General features: G+C 39.4%; 20 protein-coding genes. 18 read left to right on the top strand and 2 right to left on the bottom strand.

Features of this window, described 5'->3' with window-relative positions; all coding sequences use genetic code 11:
• Window positions 1–3 precede the first annotated feature (3 nt).
• The 12 genes from BUB71_RS07675 (at window position 4) to BUB71_RS07620 (ending at window position 9,155) form a co-directional block, all read left to right on the top strand.
• Entirely contained in the window at window positions 4–1,230 is a 1,227-nt protein-coding gene (locus BUB71_RS07675) for a dihydrolipoamide acetyltransferase family protein (protein ID WP_073154259.1), read from the top strand.
• A gap of 116 nt (window positions 1,231–1,346) precedes the next feature.
• On the top strand, window positions 1,347–2,294 hold the full coding sequence (locus tag BUB71_RS07670) for a sugar-binding transcriptional regulator (protein ID WP_073154258.1): 948 nt from the start codon (window positions 1,347–1,349) through the stop codon (window positions 2,292–2,294).
• A 75-nt stretch (window positions 2,295–2,369) separates the two neighbouring features.
• A complete protein-coding gene (locus BUB71_RS07665) occupies window positions 2,370–2,771 on the top strand; it encodes a transcriptional regulator GutM (protein WP_073154257.1) in 402 nt (133 codons plus the stop codon).
• Between the two features lie 107 nt (window positions 2,772–2,878).
• Window positions 2,879–3,415: a PTS glucitol/sorbitol transporter subunit IIC gene (gene srlA / locus BUB71_RS07660; RefSeq protein ID WP_073154256.1), complete on the top strand. Its 537-nt coding sequence runs from the start codon at window positions 2,879–2,881 to the stop codon at window positions 3,413–3,415.
• Window positions 3,416–3,433: 18 nt separating this feature from the next.
• Window positions 3,434–4,432: a PTS glucitol/sorbitol transporter subunit IIB gene (srlE, locus tag BUB71_RS07655; RefSeq protein ID WP_073154255.1), complete on the top strand. Its 999-nt coding sequence runs from the start codon at window positions 3,434–3,436 to the stop codon at window positions 4,430–4,432.
• Between the two features lie 18 nt (window positions 4,433–4,450).
• Window positions 4,451–4,825, top strand: a complete 375-nt coding sequence (locus BUB71_RS07650; RefSeq protein ID WP_073154254.1) for a PTS glucitol/sorbitol transporter subunit IIA — start codon at window positions 4,451–4,453, stop codon at window positions 4,823–4,825.
• A 25-nt stretch (window positions 4,826–4,850) separates the two neighbouring features.
• Window positions 4,851–6,131 carry an NAD(P)H-dependent oxidoreductase gene (locus tag BUB71_RS07645; RefSeq protein WP_073154253.1) on the top strand — a complete coding sequence of 427 codons (1,281 nt, stop codon included), beginning with the start codon at window positions 4,851–4,853 and terminating at the stop codon, window positions 6,129–6,131.
• A 71-nt stretch (window positions 6,132–6,202) separates the two neighbouring features.
• The gene (locus BUB71_RS07640; protein WP_073154252.1) at window positions 6,203–6,541 is read left to right on the top strand and encodes a bh protein; all 339 of its coding nucleotides are present in this window, start codon (window positions 6,203–6,205) and stop codon (window positions 6,539–6,541) included.
• A gap of 108 nt (window positions 6,542–6,649) precedes the next feature.
• Window positions 6,650–6,871 carry an alpha/beta-type small acid-soluble spore protein gene (locus BUB71_RS07635; RefSeq protein WP_073154251.1) on the top strand — a complete coding sequence of 74 codons (222 nt, stop codon included), beginning with the start codon at window positions 6,650–6,652 and terminating at the stop codon, window positions 6,869–6,871.
• A gap of 133 nt (window positions 6,872–7,004) precedes the next feature.
• Window positions 7,005–7,544, top strand: coding sequence for a hypothetical protein (locus tag BUB71_RS07630; RefSeq protein ID WP_073154250.1), 540 nt, complete (start codon window positions 7,005–7,007; stop codon window positions 7,542–7,544).
• Between the two features lie 162 nt (window positions 7,545–7,706).
• Window positions 7,707–7,976 (top strand): hypothetical protein, encoded by a 270-nt coding sequence (locus tag BUB71_RS07625; RefSeq protein WP_073154249.1) that lies wholly within the window; start codon window positions 7,707–7,709, stop codon window positions 7,974–7,976.
• 48 nt (window positions 7,977–8,024) lie between these two features.
• A complete protein-coding gene (locus BUB71_RS07620; protein WP_073154248.1) occupies window positions 8,025–9,155 on the top strand; it encodes a S8 family peptidase in 1,131 nt (376 codons plus the stop codon).
• Between the two features lie 45 nt (window positions 9,156–9,200).
• On the opposite strand, the gene BUB71_RS07615 is transcribed toward BUB71_RS07620, so the two are convergent.
• Entirely contained in the window at window positions 9,201–10,487 is a 1,287-nt protein-coding gene (locus BUB71_RS07615; RefSeq protein WP_073154247.1) for a S8 family peptidase, read from the bottom strand.
• Between the two features lie 122 nt (window positions 10,488–10,609).
• Between BUB71_RS07615 and BUB71_RS07610 the strand changes: the two genes are divergently transcribed.
• From BUB71_RS07610 to BUB71_RS07590, 5 genes are all read left to right on the top strand, one after another.
• Window positions 10,610–11,197: a DUF502 domain-containing protein gene (locus tag BUB71_RS07610; protein ID WP_084731256.1), complete on the top strand. Its 588-nt coding sequence runs from the start codon at window positions 10,610–10,612 to the stop codon at window positions 11,195–11,197.
• 78 nt (window positions 11,198–11,275) lie between these two features.
• Entirely contained in the window at window positions 11,276–12,106 is an 831-nt protein-coding gene (gene asd, locus BUB71_RS07605; RefSeq protein ID WP_073154246.1) for an archaetidylserine decarboxylase, read from the top strand.
• Window positions 12,107–12,164: 58 nt separating this feature from the next.
• Window positions 12,165–12,797: a rhomboid family intramembrane serine protease gene (locus BUB71_RS07600; protein ID WP_073154245.1), complete on the top strand. Its 633-nt coding sequence runs from the start codon at window positions 12,165–12,167 to the stop codon at window positions 12,795–12,797.
• A 69-nt stretch (window positions 12,798–12,866) separates the two neighbouring features.
• Complete coding sequence (locus tag BUB71_RS07595; RefSeq protein ID WP_073154244.1) at window positions 12,867–14,084, top strand: MFS transporter; 1,218 nt, start codon at window positions 12,867–12,869, stop codon at window positions 14,082–14,084.
• A 25-nt stretch (window positions 14,085–14,109) separates the two neighbouring features.
• Window positions 14,110–14,856 (top strand): NUDIX hydrolase, encoded by a 747-nt coding sequence (locus tag BUB71_RS07590; RefSeq protein WP_073154243.1) that lies wholly within the window; start codon window positions 14,110–14,112, stop codon window positions 14,854–14,856.
• On the opposite strand, the gene BUB71_RS07585 is transcribed toward BUB71_RS07590, so the two are convergent.
• On the bottom strand, window positions 14,857–15,693 hold the full coding sequence (locus tag BUB71_RS07585; RefSeq protein WP_073154242.1) for a sulfurtransferase: 837 nt from the start codon (window positions 15,691–15,693) through the stop codon (window positions 14,857–14,859). It abuts the gene before it with no gap.
• 527 nt (window positions 15,694–16,220) lie between these two features.
• Between BUB71_RS07585 and greA the strand changes: the two genes are divergently transcribed.
• Window positions 16,221–16,703: a transcription elongation factor GreA gene (gene greA, locus BUB71_RS07580; protein WP_073154241.1), complete on the top strand. Its 483-nt coding sequence runs from the start codon at window positions 16,221–16,223 to the stop codon at window positions 16,701–16,703.
• The last annotated feature ends 12 nt before the right edge of the window (window positions 16,704–16,715 follow it).

The following is a 16,715-nucleotide window of genomic DNA, read 5'->3' as shown; positions in this document are numbered from 1 at the left end:
AAAATGGCGAAAGAGGTGTTGATGCCCAAGCTGGGAATGACGATGGAAACGGGTACGATCATTCAGTGGATTGCCCATGAAGGTGATCAAGTTGAAGTGGGTGATCTCCTATTGGAAGTCATGACTGATAAAATCAATATTGAAGTTGAAGCATATGAAAGTGGAACATTACTCAAAGTGTATTATGAAGAGGGTACAGAAGTACCTGTCAACCAAGTAATTGCTTATATTGGTGAAGCAGAGGAAAAAGTTCCAGATCAGCCTCCTTCATTGGATGGAAGCGAAGCTGCAGATGTAAGTGATCAAACCGGGACAGTTGAATCATTGACACCAGTAGAAATTGAACAAACAAATACACCACAGCTCAATAAACCGAGAGCAACTCCTGCTGCTCGAAAATGGGCTCGTGAACATAACCTTCAGCTAAGTGATGTTGAGGGCAGTGGTCGTCTTGGAAGAATACATGTAGAAGATGTACGCAAGCATTTGGAATCCTTACAGCAGAAACAGCCAAAAGCTATAGCGGTTGAAGCATCCGAATCACCAACAGTTACCAAAATGTCTGGCATTCGACAAACAATAGGTCGCCGGATGTTAGAGAGTGTTCAACAAATTCCTCATGTTACGTTGCATAGCGAAGTGGATATGGGAGAATCGATGCAACTAAGAAAAGCGCTATTGCCTAAAATTGAAGAGAAAACGGGCTATCGGCTTTCTTACACCGAAATTATTATGAAAGCAGCAGCGATTGCCATGCGTCATCACCCTGATATCAGATCAACGCTCGATGGCAGCCAAATTACCACGCATGAAGCGATTCATATTGCTTTAGCTGTAAGTGATAGCAAAGGTTTGATGGTGCCTGTTATACGCAACGTTGATCAATTAGGATTAGCAGAGTTAACCAAAGAAACGAAATCAAAGGCTAAAGAGGTTCGCGAGGGTCGATTAACTCCAGATGCAATGACAGGTGGTCTCTTTACGGTTAGTAACTTGGGCATGTATCGAGTGGATCGATTTACTCCAATCATTAACCAACCACAAGCAGCTATCTTAGGAGTTGGCACGATTACTGAGAAACCAGCAGCTTGGAGGGGGGAGATCGTCTTACGTCCACGGATGGCATTGTCTCTCTCTTTTGACCATCGATTGATGGACGGGGCACCTGCGGCTGCTTTTCTAACAGAATTAGTAGAAATCCTGGAGAATCCGTTCCAATTATTAATGTAGCTATTTTTATCAACCTCTAATGGTGCCATTGAAAAGACTGATATATGATTCTAGTGATTCAGCTTATGGTATCATCTGAATGAGCAATGCTAGAATTTTAAGTCGAGGGTGTTTGAATGTTAAATCATGAAGATAAAAAACAACTGATTAAAATCGCCAAAATGTATTATTTAGAAGAATTAACTCAGGCTGCAATTGCGAAGAAGGTTGGAGTGTCAAGACCAGTGATTTCTAAAATGCTACAGCGTGCAAAAGATGAAGGAATAGTTGAAATTACCATACATGATGATGGTTTCGACTTAACGGAATGGGAACAACAAATTGCAAGTTACTATCATTTAAGGGATGTCGTGATCGTTTCAACCGAGGATATGAATGCGGAAGCTGCATTAACAACACTTGGCAGAGCTGCTGCGCAATTTGTTTCAAAAGCAATTCGCGGGGCAGAGGTAATTGGTGTTTCTTGGGGCAAGTCTTTGCATGAAATGATTTTAGAATATCCAATCGAACGAAGAGATCAAATCAAAGTTATTCCCTTAGTAGGTGGGATCGGTTCTAGAAAAGTAGAGCTTCACTCTAATCAGATAGCTTATGAATGGGCAAAGAAAATGAACGCACAATGTGAATCTCTTTATGCCCCCGCTTTTGTAGAGAGCGAGGAACTGAAAGAAGACTTGATTCGTCAGGCTAATATTGCAAGCGTTATAGAACAAGGAAAATCAGCAGATGTCGCCATAGTTGGGATCGGGAATCCATATGAACAATCGACTTTATATGAATTAGGCTATCTGTCAGAGGAAGATTTACAATCATTAAAACAGGCAAATGTAATGGGAGATATTGGGTCACATTATATCTTAGCGAATGGTCAACGTGCTGATGATCTTTCTTTAAATCGTCGTGTGATTGGAATTGAGCTAGAAGGTTTGAAGAATATACCAAAAGTGATCGGAGTAGCCGCTGGACATCATAAAGTACCAGGGATTAAGGCTGCATTGCGTGGTGGTTACCTTGATATTTTAATCACAGATGACCAGACAGCAAAGAATCTACTTGAGAATTAGTTGACAAGTTTATGTCATTTCCATATAATCTTTTACAAATGTAATAGAAAAGAACAATTGTAAGGAATGAAATCGATGGAGACATGGGCGTTTTTTATCGCCATTTTTGTTGGTGCTTGGGTGCTACAAATTATACTTACTTATTATCAAAATCAACATTATAGCCAGACTGTACGTGAGATGAGTTCAGAACATGACTCAGGTTATTTGGGTGTAGGTGTGATTAAAAAGCGCCTAGGCATCGGCTCCGTCGTTATACTCGTCTCTAATCTTGCTGGAAAGGTGGTGAGCGCAAAAGAGCTAACGGGTGTTACCGTTTTTGCTCGTTTTCAACCAGCCGATGATCTTATAGGAAAAGAAGTGGATCAGTTAGTCCACCTTGAGCAAAAAGATCATCGTAGTCAGGCTATTTCGATGGCTGCTGAGCGTATTCGTCAACAGCGTGAGAAAGAAGAGAATGAGCAAGAAGATGAATAAGAGAAGAAATATCAATCGAAATGATCTAGACATGCGTCACCTTCTTTTGTGCTCTACTATTACATGGTCAGGATAGGGAATTTAACATACGATTGGAGGTCATGGATATGGATTTTTTGATCCATCTCGCTGAAGGTTTTATTGGCATGTTTCAAGAGGGTGGCAAGACTTTCTTAGGACTTGCTAAAGGAATATTACCTACACTTATTTGTTTGATTGTTATTGTAAACGCTTTAATTCAATTTGTTGGAGAAGAGCGGATTTTTCGCTTGGCACAAAAGACGACAAAATATGCGGTATTGCGTTATACAATTTTTCCAATTCTCGCCGTATTTTTCTTAACCAATCCCATGTGTTATACATTTGGTAAATTTTTGCCTGAAAAACAAAAACCGGCTTTCTATGATTCAGCAGTCTCCTTTGTGCATCCCATTACAGGATTATTTCCTCATGCGAACTCAGCAGAGCTTTTTGTTTACTTAGGGATAGCAAATGGAATTACAAAGCTAAACCTACCTCTTGGGCCGTTAGCTGTTCGTTTCCTATTAGCTGGGATTGTGGTGATCTTAATTCGTGGTCTTGTTACAGAATGGATTACAAACATGATGATGAAACGGAAAGCTGCCGAAGCAGCAAATAGCTAATCAAGGAGGGACGTAAGAATGGCAAACTATCGAGCAGTGAAAGTATCAAGAGGAAATGGTGGATGGGGTGGACCTCTTGTTATTCATCCATCAGAGAAAAAACCTTATGTTGTCTCCGTTACGGGTGGAGGCATACACCCAATCGCTCAAAAAATTGCCGATATGACGGGGGCAGAAGCGGTTGATGGTTTTTCCAATTCAGTTGAGACAGAACAAATGGCATGTGTGATTATTGATTGTGGCGGAACCGCACGTTGCGGTGTCTATCCAAAAATGGGTGTCTTAACCATTGACCTGCCGCCTGTATCTCCTTCAGGACCGTTGGCAGGATTTATCAAAGAGAACAATTTTGTCTCAGGCGTTAATGAGCAAAATATTACTTTAACTGATGAGTCGGCTGAAGAACCTGCTGATTCAATCCCAACGAAAAGTGCAAAAGAGATTAAGGCTGAAGCGAAACAGAAAGCGGCAGAAGCTTATCCACAAAAATCAAATATACTTGTTCGCATTGGGCGGGCAATGGGTAATGTTGTGAATGTTTTTTATCAAGCTGGTCGTGAAACGATTGATATGGTAATCCGAAATATTTTACCCTTTATGGCTTTTGTGAGTACGATTATTGGGATTATCACTTATTCAGGGATTGGGAACTGGATCGCCAAAGGCGTTACGCCATTAGCAGGTAATATATTTGGACTTTTGATTCTCTCCATTATCTGTGCGATTCCAATTTTGTCGCCATTGCTTGGCCCTGGGGCAGTTATTGCACAGGTTGTAGGTGTATTTGTTGGGGTGGAGATTGGGAAAGGAAATATCCCACCAGCTATGGCGTTACCAGCTCTTTTTGCCATTAACCCACAAGTTGGTTGTGACTTTGTACCTGTTGGCTTAACTCTGGGCGAAGCAAAACCAGAAACGATCGAGGTCGGAGTTCCTGCTGTCTTACTATCTCGTCAATTTACAGGACCCATTGCTGTTGTTGTTGCTTATCTATTTAGCATCGGACTTTATAGTTAATAAGTTGGAGGAGATTTTGTGGCTGTCATATTTGAAGCACGAGTAAAACAGATTGGTGCACTTGTGGAACAATTTGCCAAGGAAAAGATGCTGATCATTTTTGATCATCATGCGCCGAAAGAGTTACATGATATAACTGTGTTGCATGAAGAGCGAAAAAACCATGATCAAGTCAAGCCTGGTGATCAATTGGTGATTGGCAATCAATCCTTTCAAATTACCCGAGTCGGTGAGCAAGCCAATAACACTTTGCATGAGCTAGGGCATGTTACTTTTAAATTTATTGGTGATCAGCCTGATTTGCCTGGAACGATTTGTGTAGAGGATAAGCCAGTTCCAACTGTTGAGGAAGGATTACTCATTCAAATCATTAGAGAGAACGAGGGAAAATAATTTTATTAGAGTTGGAGAGATTACAATGATTATCAATCATAAATTGGCTGAACTTGAAAAAATGGGTCAATCGATTCGTGTAGGTCTTATTGGTGCGGGACAGATGGGCCGAGGCATGATTTCCCAGATTGCAGCAATGAATGGAATGAATGTAGTTGCAACGGCTGACATTCGCACAGAAGAAGCGATAAAAGCGTATCAAAATGCAGGTATTGACAACAATAACATTATCGTGACAGAAGAGCTTGAAGCAGCGGAGCGAGCGATTGAAAATGGCGATGTTGTGGTTACTCCTCATTTCCCATTGGTACTTGCCCTTTCTTCTGTCGATGTAATTGTTGATGCAACAGGTATTCCCAATCTAGGGGCCGAAATTGCTTGGAAATCAATTCTCGCTAAAAAACATATTGTGATGTTAAATGTAGAAACCGATGTAACAGTCGGCCCATTGCTTCACAATATGGCAAAAGCAGCAAATGTGGTCTATACAGGTGCTGCTGGCGATGAGCCTGCTGCAATTATGGAATTATATCATTTTGCCCAGTCAGTTGGTTTTGAAGTGTTGGTTGCTGGAAAGGGAAAAAATAATCCTCTTAATCTGCATGCCAACCCAGATACAGCTCGCAAGCAAGCCGAACTTGAAAATATGAATCCAAAGGTATTGGCTTCATTTCAAGATGGTACGAAGACCATGATCGAAATGACCGCTGTTGCCAATGCAACAGGTTTTCTTCCAGATATACCAGGAATGCATGGTCCAGAGTCAACAGTCAAACAATTAACAGAGATTCTCCGACTGAAAGAAGAGGGCGGAATTTTAAATCGATATCATGTTGTAGAATATATAAATGGGATTGCACCGGGAGTCTTTGTTATTGTAACTTCGGATCAACCAGAAGTGCATCGCGAGCTTAAATATCTAAAAATGGGTTCAGGTCCAAACTATGTTTTATATCGACCTTATCATCTCACCAGTCTTGAAACACCAATCTCAGTAGCAAAGGCTTATCTTGCTCACGAAGAGTCAATTGTACCTTATCATGGACTCGTTGCTGAAACTGTCGCGATTGCTAAAAAAGACTTGCAACCAGGCGATTCTCTTGATGGTTTAGGCGGTTTTACAGCATATGGACAAATTATGACAGCTACAGAAGCAAAAGAAAGCAATGCTCTACCCATTGGGTTAACTGATTCTTCATTGGTTATGACAAAACCAGTTAAACAAGGAGAGCCGATTACATTTGATGCAGTAGAACAGACAAAGGATTTAACAATCTGGCAACTGCGTAATCTTATGGAGCGCTGACAAATGATAGCATTGAGGTGTAAAATAGATATATACTTATCTATAAGGTCGAATGTTGGGGGGAATGGAACATGAAAGAGAGCCAAATGGCGACTGAACTCTATTGCATTCGTTGCCTAAGTGATACACCTCATAACATCACATATTTAAATGGTCAGATCTCCCATATTGAGTGTACACGATGTTCTCGAAGTTATGATTTACAAATTGATGTAAAGCATGAGCTTTATCATGAATTGCTAGACCGTGTACGCACAAAACCAGCGCGGATTACGAAGGAGTACAAGGAAAATTTATCACGATTCTTACAAAAGTTTCCGAGAAGAGTGGTAAAGAAACCTTTTCGTTTGTATAAAGAGGTAAAAGAGATGAAGCAGTTGTTAACAAAATACAGTAGCTCAAAAAAGTAAAACCAGCACATCAAGTTGTGCTGGTTTTTTTGTTCCATTATTTCCTACGAATTTATTTGTCGAAATCGCACATGATATAGGTACACAGACAGGAGGAGGTGAACAGACATGGCTGAAGGTCGTAACAGAAGCAGCAACAACTTGGTTGTTCCAGGTGCTGCACAAGCTCTTGAGCAAATGAAATACGAAATTGCTACAGAGTTTGGAGTTCAATTAGGTCCTGATACTACTTCTCGCGCTAACGGTTCTGTTGGTGGAGAAATTACAAAACGCTTGGTTGCTCAAGCTCAAGGGCAGCTTGGTGGTCATGTTCAAGGTTTTAACCAATAGTAAAATAAATAGCTGGTAACACACAAGCAGCGGCCCACGTCGCTGCTTGTTTTTGGATGATCCCTTCGCTATAATAGTTAGCATATCGAATGAATGATCGGATTTTACCATCAGCGAAGGGGCTAACGTAAAGATGAGAGTTTTTACTCATGGTAGCAATGTTAATTTTCAAGAATCAGCTAGGGAAATGTTACTACCAGACCTAGCTCGTTACATTCATAGCTTTTCCTTTGATGCTCAGGCTAATCTATTTGGCACCATCTCCCTTGAAAGAGAAGAAATTCGAGTATATGGGCATGCAGTGGCGATGGACATCGATGAGCAAGCAGAGCAATTTCGCTTTGTTTATCAACTTCCAGAAACAGGTGAGAAGCAGGTGCTTACATATTTGCTTGATCATTTTCAAATCAGTCATGAAGCGGTCTTTGATGTGATTGAAAATGAACAATCAGTACGTTACCAAGCTGTTTATTTTACCTTTGAGCATAGTGAGGAAGAAGAGACATATTTTCTTGCAGCCACACAGCCAGTTTCTGAACCACTCGCCTATGTAGCAGAGTTTTGGCGTGTTACTGAAGCAATTGGACGTGATATCGACTTTGCAATTTCTGGATGTAGTGCTTTTGATTTAAATCGTAAGCTGCGAGCAGAACGGGATTCTTCTGTTAACTAAATCAGAATGTACCGATAACTCCTTGCTACACTTTGAAACCCCTGAAAAGGGGCTTTTTTTTATGCCCTTTTTTAAAGTTACTAGGTGGATAACGTGTACATCATTTACCCCAAGGCATATTTCTAGGATATACCTCGTTTTGAGGATAAGGGAGGCGAAAGAATGCCAAAACCGTCAAAAAAAGAGATGGTTGATTTACTCAACCAGTTGATCGGAAAACCTACTTTGAATGAAGAAAAACTAGATACGATTATGATCCAAGCAAGAGAGGCATATCAACATAAAGGTCCAGAGGGTCTGTTTCTCTATATGCGCAAATTGTTAAAAGTTCCAATAAGTGATCAGGTTTTAACAACGATATGGAAACAAATGCAAAGTCCAGAACACTCAACGCAGTGGATGGAGCAGGTAAATCGTTTAAAAAAACAATGATGTTTCGAGGGATAGCAAATAGCATACTTCTTTTCATTTAAGGGGTGTGTGAAGAAAGGAGTGAGTGAGATTCTAGAATATTCGAGATATCGAGGAAATGAATCTGCTCAATCACGTGTGATTTATTTTCTATCTGATCGCAAAGAGTGGAAAAACTGTTCAATCAAAATGCAAAGTGAAGGAATTCGCCCCATTCGATACCTTCGACAGTTAGGTATGATCGTAGCCGATAATCCCAATGAATCCATACAGCTTAAAAATTATCCTCAAATTATTTATAAAGAGTCTGATATTCGTATTAAAATTACAAAGCCATTAGTTGAAAATTTGCCAAATCGAAAGGTTCAACAAGTTCCTTGGGGAGTGCAGCGGATTAAAGCACCTGAAGTATGGCCTTGGAGCAGAGGACAGGGTGTGCGTGTTGCAATAGTGGACACAGGAATTTCAAGTAAACATCCTGCGATCTGGGCCAATTACCGTGGTGGAGTGAATATTTTATCTCCTCGTTTTGCCCCTGATGATTATAATGGGCATGGTACACATGTGGCAGGAATAATTGCTGGTAGAGCCGAAAAGATGAATATACTAGGTGTAGCCCCTCGTGTTTCAATCTATGCCGTAAAAGCATTTGATCGTCGCGGGGTTGCGAACTTATCTGACTTACTTTCTGCCATAGACTGGTGTATTGAGCAAAAAGTAGATGTGATTAATATGAGTTTTGGGATGGGGCAAGTGAGTGAACTGCTGCGATATGCAGTTCAAAAAGCGCATCAACGAGGGATTACGATGGTAGCAGCAACGGGAAATAGAAGCCAAAAAGATCAAATTGACTTCCCAGCACAATACCCTGAGACCATTGCTGTTTGTTCAGTATCTGAAAATGGCTCTCTCTCCTCATTTGGTAATTTAGGTAATGGTGTTGATATCGCTGCACCTGGTGAAAAAATTCAATCTGCTTGGCTAAATCAAACGACTCGAGTGATGAGTGGAACATCGATGGCAGTACCACATGTAGTTGGCACCATTGCTTTAATGCTACAATTTCAAAAGAATTTAAATCCAGAACAAATTCGTTATCTCTTACTACATGCAACAGAACGAATTGAGGGTATGGAGAAGATTGGGATGGTCAATGCGTTAAGAGCCATGCAATTATTACAACGAAATAATCGCTATTAAAAAAAACTGCCTAGTGACCACAATCGAAGTTAATTGTGGTCTTTTTTATTTGGATATCGCGTTGATCGCACGCCAGGCATTGATTTGTAGAAATGGTTTTGCAGTTGATTTTTGTCTAAGTCGAAAGGCCGACTTGAGTAGAAGAGTTTTCACTTGATCTGGTGTCAGCTTTGGATGCTTTGTTAAGATTAAAGCAACCGCTCCAGCAGTAATCGGTGTTGCCATAGATGTACCAGATAAAAAGAAATAATTTTCGTCGACACAATTTTCTTGCATAGTAAGATCAAGATAAGAACCTGGATTACGCAGAGAGACAATTCGAGTACCAGGGGCAAATAATTCTGGTTTATTATATCCATCAAGTGTAGGTCCTCGGCTGGAAAAAGAGGCAATTTGATCATCATGAGGATATATGGTTCGTTGATCATCGGAGGCCCCAACCGTAATAATCCTAGGGTGGTTTCCTGGACTCATAATGGTTTGTAAATTCGGTCCAGCATTTCCTGCAGCAGCAACCACAACGATCCCTGCTTGCCAAGCTAATTCTGCCATTAGGCAGAGTGGGTCTTCACGGTATGAAATCTCACTAATACTTCCCAAGGAAAGCGAAATCACTCGTATATTGTATCGCTTTTTATTGAGAATGCACCAGTAAATTCCTTTTATAATGTCCGAGATATTACTTTCGCCATACTTACCAAGTACTTTGATCCCAACGAGTTTTGCTTTCGGCGCGACGCCACAATACTTACCTTGTGAAAGGGTGCCATTGCCTGCTGCCGTACCAGCACAATGTGTGCCATGACCATTATCATCATAAGGCTCTTCTTTTCCATTGATAAAATCCTGAAAGGCAATTAAGCGTGATCCTAGATCAGAATGAGGGGCGATTCCTGTATCTAAAATGGCAATGGTTACCCCTTCGCCTTGGTTTTGCTGTTGCCATACTTGTGGGGCTTGAATAGTAGGCGTAGCAATATGAAGACAGGTTTGAGCACGGCGATCTAAATATATCTTTTGGACGGAACGAAACGATAAAAGTTGAATCATTTGATCAACAGTTAGCGAAAGAGAACAGGTACGAATGTGATCAAAAAGATCGTAGTACTTGATTCCTAATGAGTAAAGTATATGCTCCCAGCGCGAAAAGGGTTGATTTTTTTTCTCCCACTGGATTAATACAGGGATTTTGTATCGAGAAAAGGAGAGAGTGTTTGTCATTGTGTAAGCATATTGGAATAGATATAAGTATCTTTTGAGTACTTTGATCAAAGATGGGTCCAATCTTTTTTTATTGATTTCAATCCAATGCGTGAGTTGAGAGGTCGTCACTCCAATTCTCCCCCTAGCTTCGTCATTTTGTCTTATAATAGAGTATGCATTTTATCAAGTAGAGGAACGTTGTTTGACCTGTCCAATATAATAAACTAGTATGAAATAAGGAGGAAGACAGATTGTTGCGAACGATTGGTAGACAAATTAGTATTTGTTTTTTTAATGGTTTACTTGTTTCCCTTCCAATTGTAGGAACGATTTACTTGCTTAATTATGCTTATCAGTTATTAAATGACTTAGGTCTAAAATGGTTGATTGCTTTTTTACCTAAAACATGGCAATTTCCAGGAAGTGGACTTTTATTTATCCTGATCCTCGTTTGTTTAATCGGGTTTTTTGCTCGTCTTTGGATTACTAAAATTTTATTAGAATGGTTTGAAGGATTCATCAAAAAAATTCCGCTTGTGAAAGGTTTATATGGAGTTCTTCGTGACACCATGCAATCGTTTTTAGGAGAGAAGCGCTCTTTTGACACGGTTGTTTTAGTGGAACACGGCAATGGAAAAAGAATGGGTTTTTTAACAGTGAAAAAAGCGATGTTTCTCTCTCAAGATGGGAAGGAGTATGTTGGTGTCTATTTTCCGCAAAGTTTACAAGTTTCAGGTGATTTGTATTGGTGTGAACGGGGAAAGGTAGAAATATTAGATATGCCAGTAGATGAGGCATTACAACTTATATTATCGGCTGGTATAGCTGGTCAAAAATGAATCAGAAAAAGCCAATCATGTTAGCGAGTTGAAATTACTCTTTCTACTGTGTAATTTGAAGAAAGGTTGGTTGATCCGTTGAAGAAGTTATTGTGGAAAATCACCCCTAAAAAACATTTATCTCGTTTAGTGGGGAAATTTGCAAGACATTCTTGGAGTCGAGGTTTAATTCCTCTTTATATAAAAGCATATCGGATTGATTTGGAACCCATAAAAAAATCTGTCGATCAATTTGAAAATTTATTGGATTTTTTTATTCGTGAGTATAAGCCGGAGGCTAGACCGCTTGTTGCAGATCCACAAATCATTGTATCACCCGTAGACGGAAAAATTTCCCAAGCAGGATCGATTGAAAAAGATATGTTACTTCAGGCAAAAGGTGTAAACTATTCTTTGATGGAACTATTAGCGAATCGCATGGAACATATTGAGCGATACATAGGCGGGAAATTTATTACAATCTATTTAAGTCCTCGTGATTATCATCGAATACATATGCCGATCACGGGTGCGATAGAAGAATTTACTTATATTCCAGGAGAACTTTATCCAGTCAATGAGTGGGGGGTACAGTTTATTCCTGGGCTTTTTGCACGTAATGAGAGGCTGATTACTTATATCAGAACAGATAATGGTGGAGAAGTCGCACTGATAAAGGTAGGTGCGACAAACGTAGGTAGTATTCGTGTTGAATATGATGATCAAATCTCTACGAATAAAAAAGGAATCGGAATCACTCATAAATGTTATTCCAATCCTCATAAATTGCATAAAGGAGAAGAACTGGGACGTTTTGAGTTTGGCTCAACCATTATTCTGCTCTTTGAACCAAACCAAGTCGATTGGGTGATTTCTCCAATTCCAGGAACAGTAGTTCAAATGGGACAGGCCTTAGCTAGGCGCAAGTGACCCAGTATCATCGGGCTGGAGTCATATCTATTTTATTTTTAGATCGGAGCGGTTTTTGATGTTTGGTCATACTTTAATTCCATTACAGCGATTTCCCATGGTTTTTCCGGTTACAACTAGTATTCTTTTGATCCAGCTCGTTGTGTTTGTGATGATGCTCTGGAGTGGTCATCCAGCTGATCCGACAACATGGGTACAGTATGGTGCATATGTTGATTGGCGATTTGGTCAAGGTGAATGGTGGCGATTGATCACTTCTGCTTTTGTCAATACCAGTTTTTTATCGCTCATTCTATCCTTTTTTTTTCATTATGTCTTTGCCCCTCAGTTAGAGTGGTTGATCGGACGTATTACCTTTCTCTTTTTTTATCTGTTCACAACTTTAATTGGTAACTACGGCTATGTCTTATTTGAAATCTCAGGAATCCAATTGGGAGCTACGTCAGCTTTTTATGGGATGTTTGGATTCTATATATACTTATATGTGCGGAGATTGATTGATCCGAATAGTGGTAAGGGTTTAATACTCTTAGCGTTTATTAATTTGGCGCTGAGTTGGCATACTTTTTTTGCCCATCTACTCGCCCTGATTGCTGGTTTTTTACTAGCTAGTCTGATTGTGGAGTGGAAGAGGTTACAAGCGCAAGTTGAAAAATCAAAAGAAGATGATGATCAATCAAACTCCCAATAAAGACTCACCATCGAGGAGATGGATGAGTCTTTTTCTTTGTTTTGGTTAAGCTAGATATAGGTGAATTCAATGATACAAAAAGAAGCGCGAAAACTGGATCGAGAGGCTTGGTTGTTAATCACAATCAATGGGCTTTTTGCAATTGCAAATGCACTTTCTAATACTTTTGTAAATATTTACCTCTGGAAAATGAATCATGATTTGATTACAATCTCATGGTTTCAATTTTCTAGTTACATAGGAATGTTAATCGCTACACTATTTGCCGGCTGGCTAACCAAAAAACTAGATCGTGTAATCAATATACGATTAGGTGTAGGGATCTTATCCATTTTTTATACGACTGTTCTTTTTCTTGGGACAACAGCGATTCAATATGTATGGATACTTGGAGCATTATTAGGAATTGGTAGTGGTTTTTTTTGGATTGCCTTTTCTGTTCTTTATTTTGAAATTACGGAACGACCCAATCGAGATCGATTTAATGGAGTCAATGGTTTGTTTGGCGCACTTGCAGGTATGATTAGTCCCTTGATCTCAGGATTTGTCATTAGCCGAATCGATCATGGGCTATTTGGCTATCAAATGATCTTTACCGTTTCCCTGGTGCTCTTTTTGATCGCTGTTGCTGTTAGTTTTGCCTTTCGTCCTCGTCTTCTTCAAGGAGATTATTACCTATTTGAAGTAGCAAAAGGATTAAAGCATAGAGATAGTAAATGGTATTGGGTATGCGCCGCAATGTTTTTACAAGGTATTCGTGAGGGCGTGTTAGTTTATTTAGTGGGTCTTTTGCTTTTTATGGTAGTCCAAAAAGAGATGATTTTGGGAGGATTCTTGACTGCAACATCATTTGTTGCTCTGATTGCTAATTATATCATCAGCCGAATGATTACAGAAAAGAGCCGGGAGATGAGTATGACAGTTGGAACGGTGATGTTAGGAGTTGTGATATTACCATTCTTTTTCTATCCCAACATCTGGACGATTTTCATTTTAGGAATAGGAGTCGCTTTTTTCTACCCATTTTATTACGGTCCTCTTACTTCTACAATTTTTGACGTTTTAGGAGAGAATGAACATAATGTGGCTTGGCGTGTCGAACATGTTGCGATTAAAGATACTGTACTCTACCTTGGACGTATTGTGACAGTTTTTCTATTCATTGGTTGGATTCATTTTTCAGTTGCATTAAATCATATGAGATGGTATTTATTAGCTGTTGCTTTTGTCCAGTTACCTGTTATTTTATTTGCTCGTCGATTTCGCTCAAAATTTGATAGAATGTAGAAAATTATAAAGGGAGGTCAAATCGATGGTTGTTGAGATTCATCATGTGGACCACCCCATACAAGTAAATTTAGAAACGAGCGTTAGTGGATATCAGGCAGATGAAAAGCAAGTATATGGATATTGGGATCAACTAAAAAAAAGTAACCCATATATTTTTGATGGGATTGTTTATCAAGTGTTGGGATTTCAGGAACGTGATCAATTACTAACATTTCAAGTAGCTCCGACCCGTTATGCCCAATTTGTGTACAGAGGACAAGTTCTAAAAAAACCAACCAATATTGCGTACACAAGTGCCATTACACAAACGAAAGATCGGCAATTTTTATTTGGGGTTATGGGGGATGGGGCGATTCGCCCTGCCATGATCCAGTGTGTAGGTGGAGCGCTTGATGAGCAAGATTTATTAGATGGTCAACTTTCCCTCGAGCATGGAATGAAACGAGAATGGGAAGAAGAGATGGGCTTTTCCATCAATGACCAAAAAATGGTTCGTACATGGTCACTAGCTTATTTAAAGACAAAAGGAAAAAAGGATAATTATGGATTTATTTACAGAGTCGAGTTAAATATGAATGCAAAGGAAGTAGATCAATATTACCAAAAATATAAGATACAATTAAAAGAAAGAGGGGAGTTGCCTGAATTTGATCGGTTGATCTTTGTTCCAGCAAATCACCAGAAAGCCGAGCAAATGTTAGCAACTCACCAAAATCAATGGAATGAAAACATTAAACGCTTGATCGAACTAGAATTAATGAGAAACTGATTATTTTGGCTCTTCACCTTTTGCGATTGGAGCGTTTGGGTCTGTGATCCAGTCGCTCCAACTTCCTGCATAAAGCTTTACTTTTTTATAACCCGCTTGTTGCAGAGCGATAAAATTTGGTGTAGCGGTAATCCCTGACCCACAGTAAACAATGATTTCTTGATCAGGATCGACTTTTTGGAAATGTTGTTGTAATTCGTTAACAGTGCGCCACTTTCCATCGTCATTAAGAACTTCAAACCAAGGAAAATTAATCGCTCCAGGTATATGTCCAGCTACAGGATCGATCGGTTCTTCTTCACCTCGATATCGAGCAGGTTCTCGCGAGTCGATCAAAAGCGTGTTCGGCGTATGTCTTTTTTGTTGTACCTCAGCTTTATCGACAAGCATATCTTGTTGGAGTTTAGGAATGAATGAAGTATGTGGATAGATCGGCTTTTGATTATTGATCGGATAATTCTGTTTTTTCCAATCGGAATATCCCCCATCAAGTATTTGTACATGAGGATGACCGATATAAGTAAGCACCCACCAACATCTTCCAGCCATTGCTCCTTTTTGATCATCATAGACAATGATATGATGTTTTTCATTGATTCCAAGATGACCGAGCAAGTTCGCTAATTTGTTGGGGTCAGGAAGTGGATGCCGTCCGCCATGGGTCGACACTGGCGAAGATAAGTCTTTTTCAATGTCAATAAATTGCGCTCCTGGTATATGATTTTCTTCATACGCTTTTTTTCCTGCTGAAGGGTCATATAAGTAAAAACGACAGTCTAAAATACGGATTGATTCATCAGTAAGATGTTGATTAAGCCAATCAGATTGTACGAACAATAGGTGATGCCTCCTCTATATTCTTTTAGATAATGTCTAGCTTTTCACGAAAAGTCATTGTAGAATAGAATGACGCATAGAGATCACAAAAAATGGAAAATTGGATGATATTGTATATCAATACCAAGAAAATGTGAATCCGTTCTCTTGGATGATGAATATAAATGTGCTAATATATTCAGCAATCCAATTTTTGAGCGGTTGGAAAGGATGAATCTTCACTCACATTGTAGATGGAATATTCTTGTTGTGCAATCGCTTTATTTGTAAATTTTTCTTTATTCTTGGGAATGTTTCCGTTTTAAAAACATACTTTTAGGGAATCCATGAGATGTTAGAGAAAGACAGAGTCATAATCAACAACTCATTTGCATTCATATGGATTAAGCATGTGATCTATCATTCGATTGTGATCATGAAATGAAATATGTAGACCAGCGACACCACAAAGGCATAAGTAACCAAACATAAATAAATTGAAAGCCCCATATACAAGTGATGTTGATGGAGAAAAAGGAGGAATTGTAGTGGTTCAAAATAATAAAGAGGTGCTTATAACGGAAGAGGGCTTAGAAAATTTAAAGAAGGAGTTAGAAGAATTAAAGACTGTTAAGCGTCATGAAGTAGCGGAACGTTTAAAAGAAGCGATCGCTCAGGGTGATCTTAGCGAAAATTCGGAATATGATGCTGCCAAAGATGAACAAGCCTTTATCGAGTCTAGGATTGTATCTTTGGAAAATATGATTCGTAATGCTAAAATTATTAGTCCAGATGATATTCAGGATAAAAATATAGTGAATGTAGGTGCAAAAGTTACTGTAAAAGAAATCCCAGATGGTGATATTGAAGTATATACCATCGTTGGTAGCGCAGAAGCGGATCCAGATTTAGGTCGAATTTCGAACGAATCACCACTCGGTTCTGAGTTGATTGGAAAAAAGGTGGATGAAATCGCTGATGTACCAGCACCTTCAGGTACAATTCAATTCCAAATTATGAAGATTGAGTAGTGAATAAAAGGG

The sequence above is a fragment of the Seinonella peptonophila genome, from assembly GCF_900129355.1.
Taxonomy (GTDB): domain Bacteria; phylum Bacillota; class Bacilli; order Thermoactinomycetales; family Thermoactinomycetaceae; genus Seinonella; species Seinonella peptonophila.
Note: the sequence above shows the minus strand (reverse complement) of the source record. Positions and strands in the feature narration are given on the sequence as shown.

Bases quoted from the DNA above. Each gene is read 5' to 3' on its own strand.
- BUB71_RS07675 (WP_073154259.1), top strand. From the start codon at position 4: ATGGCGAAAGAGGTGTTGATGCCCAAGCTGGGAATGACGATGGAAACG.
- BUB71_RS07670 (WP_073154258.1), top strand. From the start codon at position 1,347: ATGTTAAATCATGAAGATAAAAAACAACTGATTAAAATCGCCAAAATG.
- BUB71_RS07665 (WP_073154257.1), top strand. From the start codon at position 2,370: ATGGAGACATGGGCGTTTTTTATCGCCATTTTTGTTGGTGCTTGGGTG.
- srlA (WP_073154256.1), top strand. From the start codon at position 2,879: ATGGATTTTTTGATCCATCTCGCTGAAGGTTTTATTGGCATGTTTCAA.
- srlE (WP_073154255.1), top strand. From the start codon at position 3,434: ATGGCAAACTATCGAGCAGTGAAAGTATCAAGAGGAAATGGTGGATGG.
- BUB71_RS07645 (WP_073154253.1), top strand. From the start codon at position 4,851: ATGATTATCAATCATAAATTGGCTGAACTTGAAAAAATGGGTCAATCG.
- BUB71_RS07640 (WP_073154252.1), top strand. From the start codon at position 6,203: ATGAAAGAGAGCCAAATGGCGACTGAACTCTATTGCATTCGTTGCCTA.
- BUB71_RS07635 (WP_073154251.1), top strand. From the start codon at position 6,650: ATGGCTGAAGGTCGTAACAGAAGCAGCAACAACTTGGTTGTTCCAGGT.
- BUB71_RS07630 (WP_073154250.1), top strand. From the start codon at position 7,005: ATGAGAGTTTTTACTCATGGTAGCAATGTTAATTTTCAAGAATCAGCT.
- BUB71_RS07625 (WP_073154249.1), top strand. From the start codon at position 7,707: ATGCCAAAACCGTCAAAAAAAGAGATGGTTGATTTACTCAACCAGTTG.
- BUB71_RS07600 (WP_073154245.1), top strand. From the start codon at position 12,165: ATGTTTGGTCATACTTTAATTCCATTACAGCGATTTCCCATGGTTTTT.
- BUB71_RS07595 (WP_073154244.1), top strand. From the start codon at position 12,867: ATGATACAAAAAGAAGCGCGAAAACTGGATCGAGAGGCTTGGTTGTTA.
- BUB71_RS07590 (WP_073154243.1), top strand. From the start codon at position 14,110: ATGGTTGTTGAGATTCATCATGTGGACCACCCCATACAAGTAAATTTA.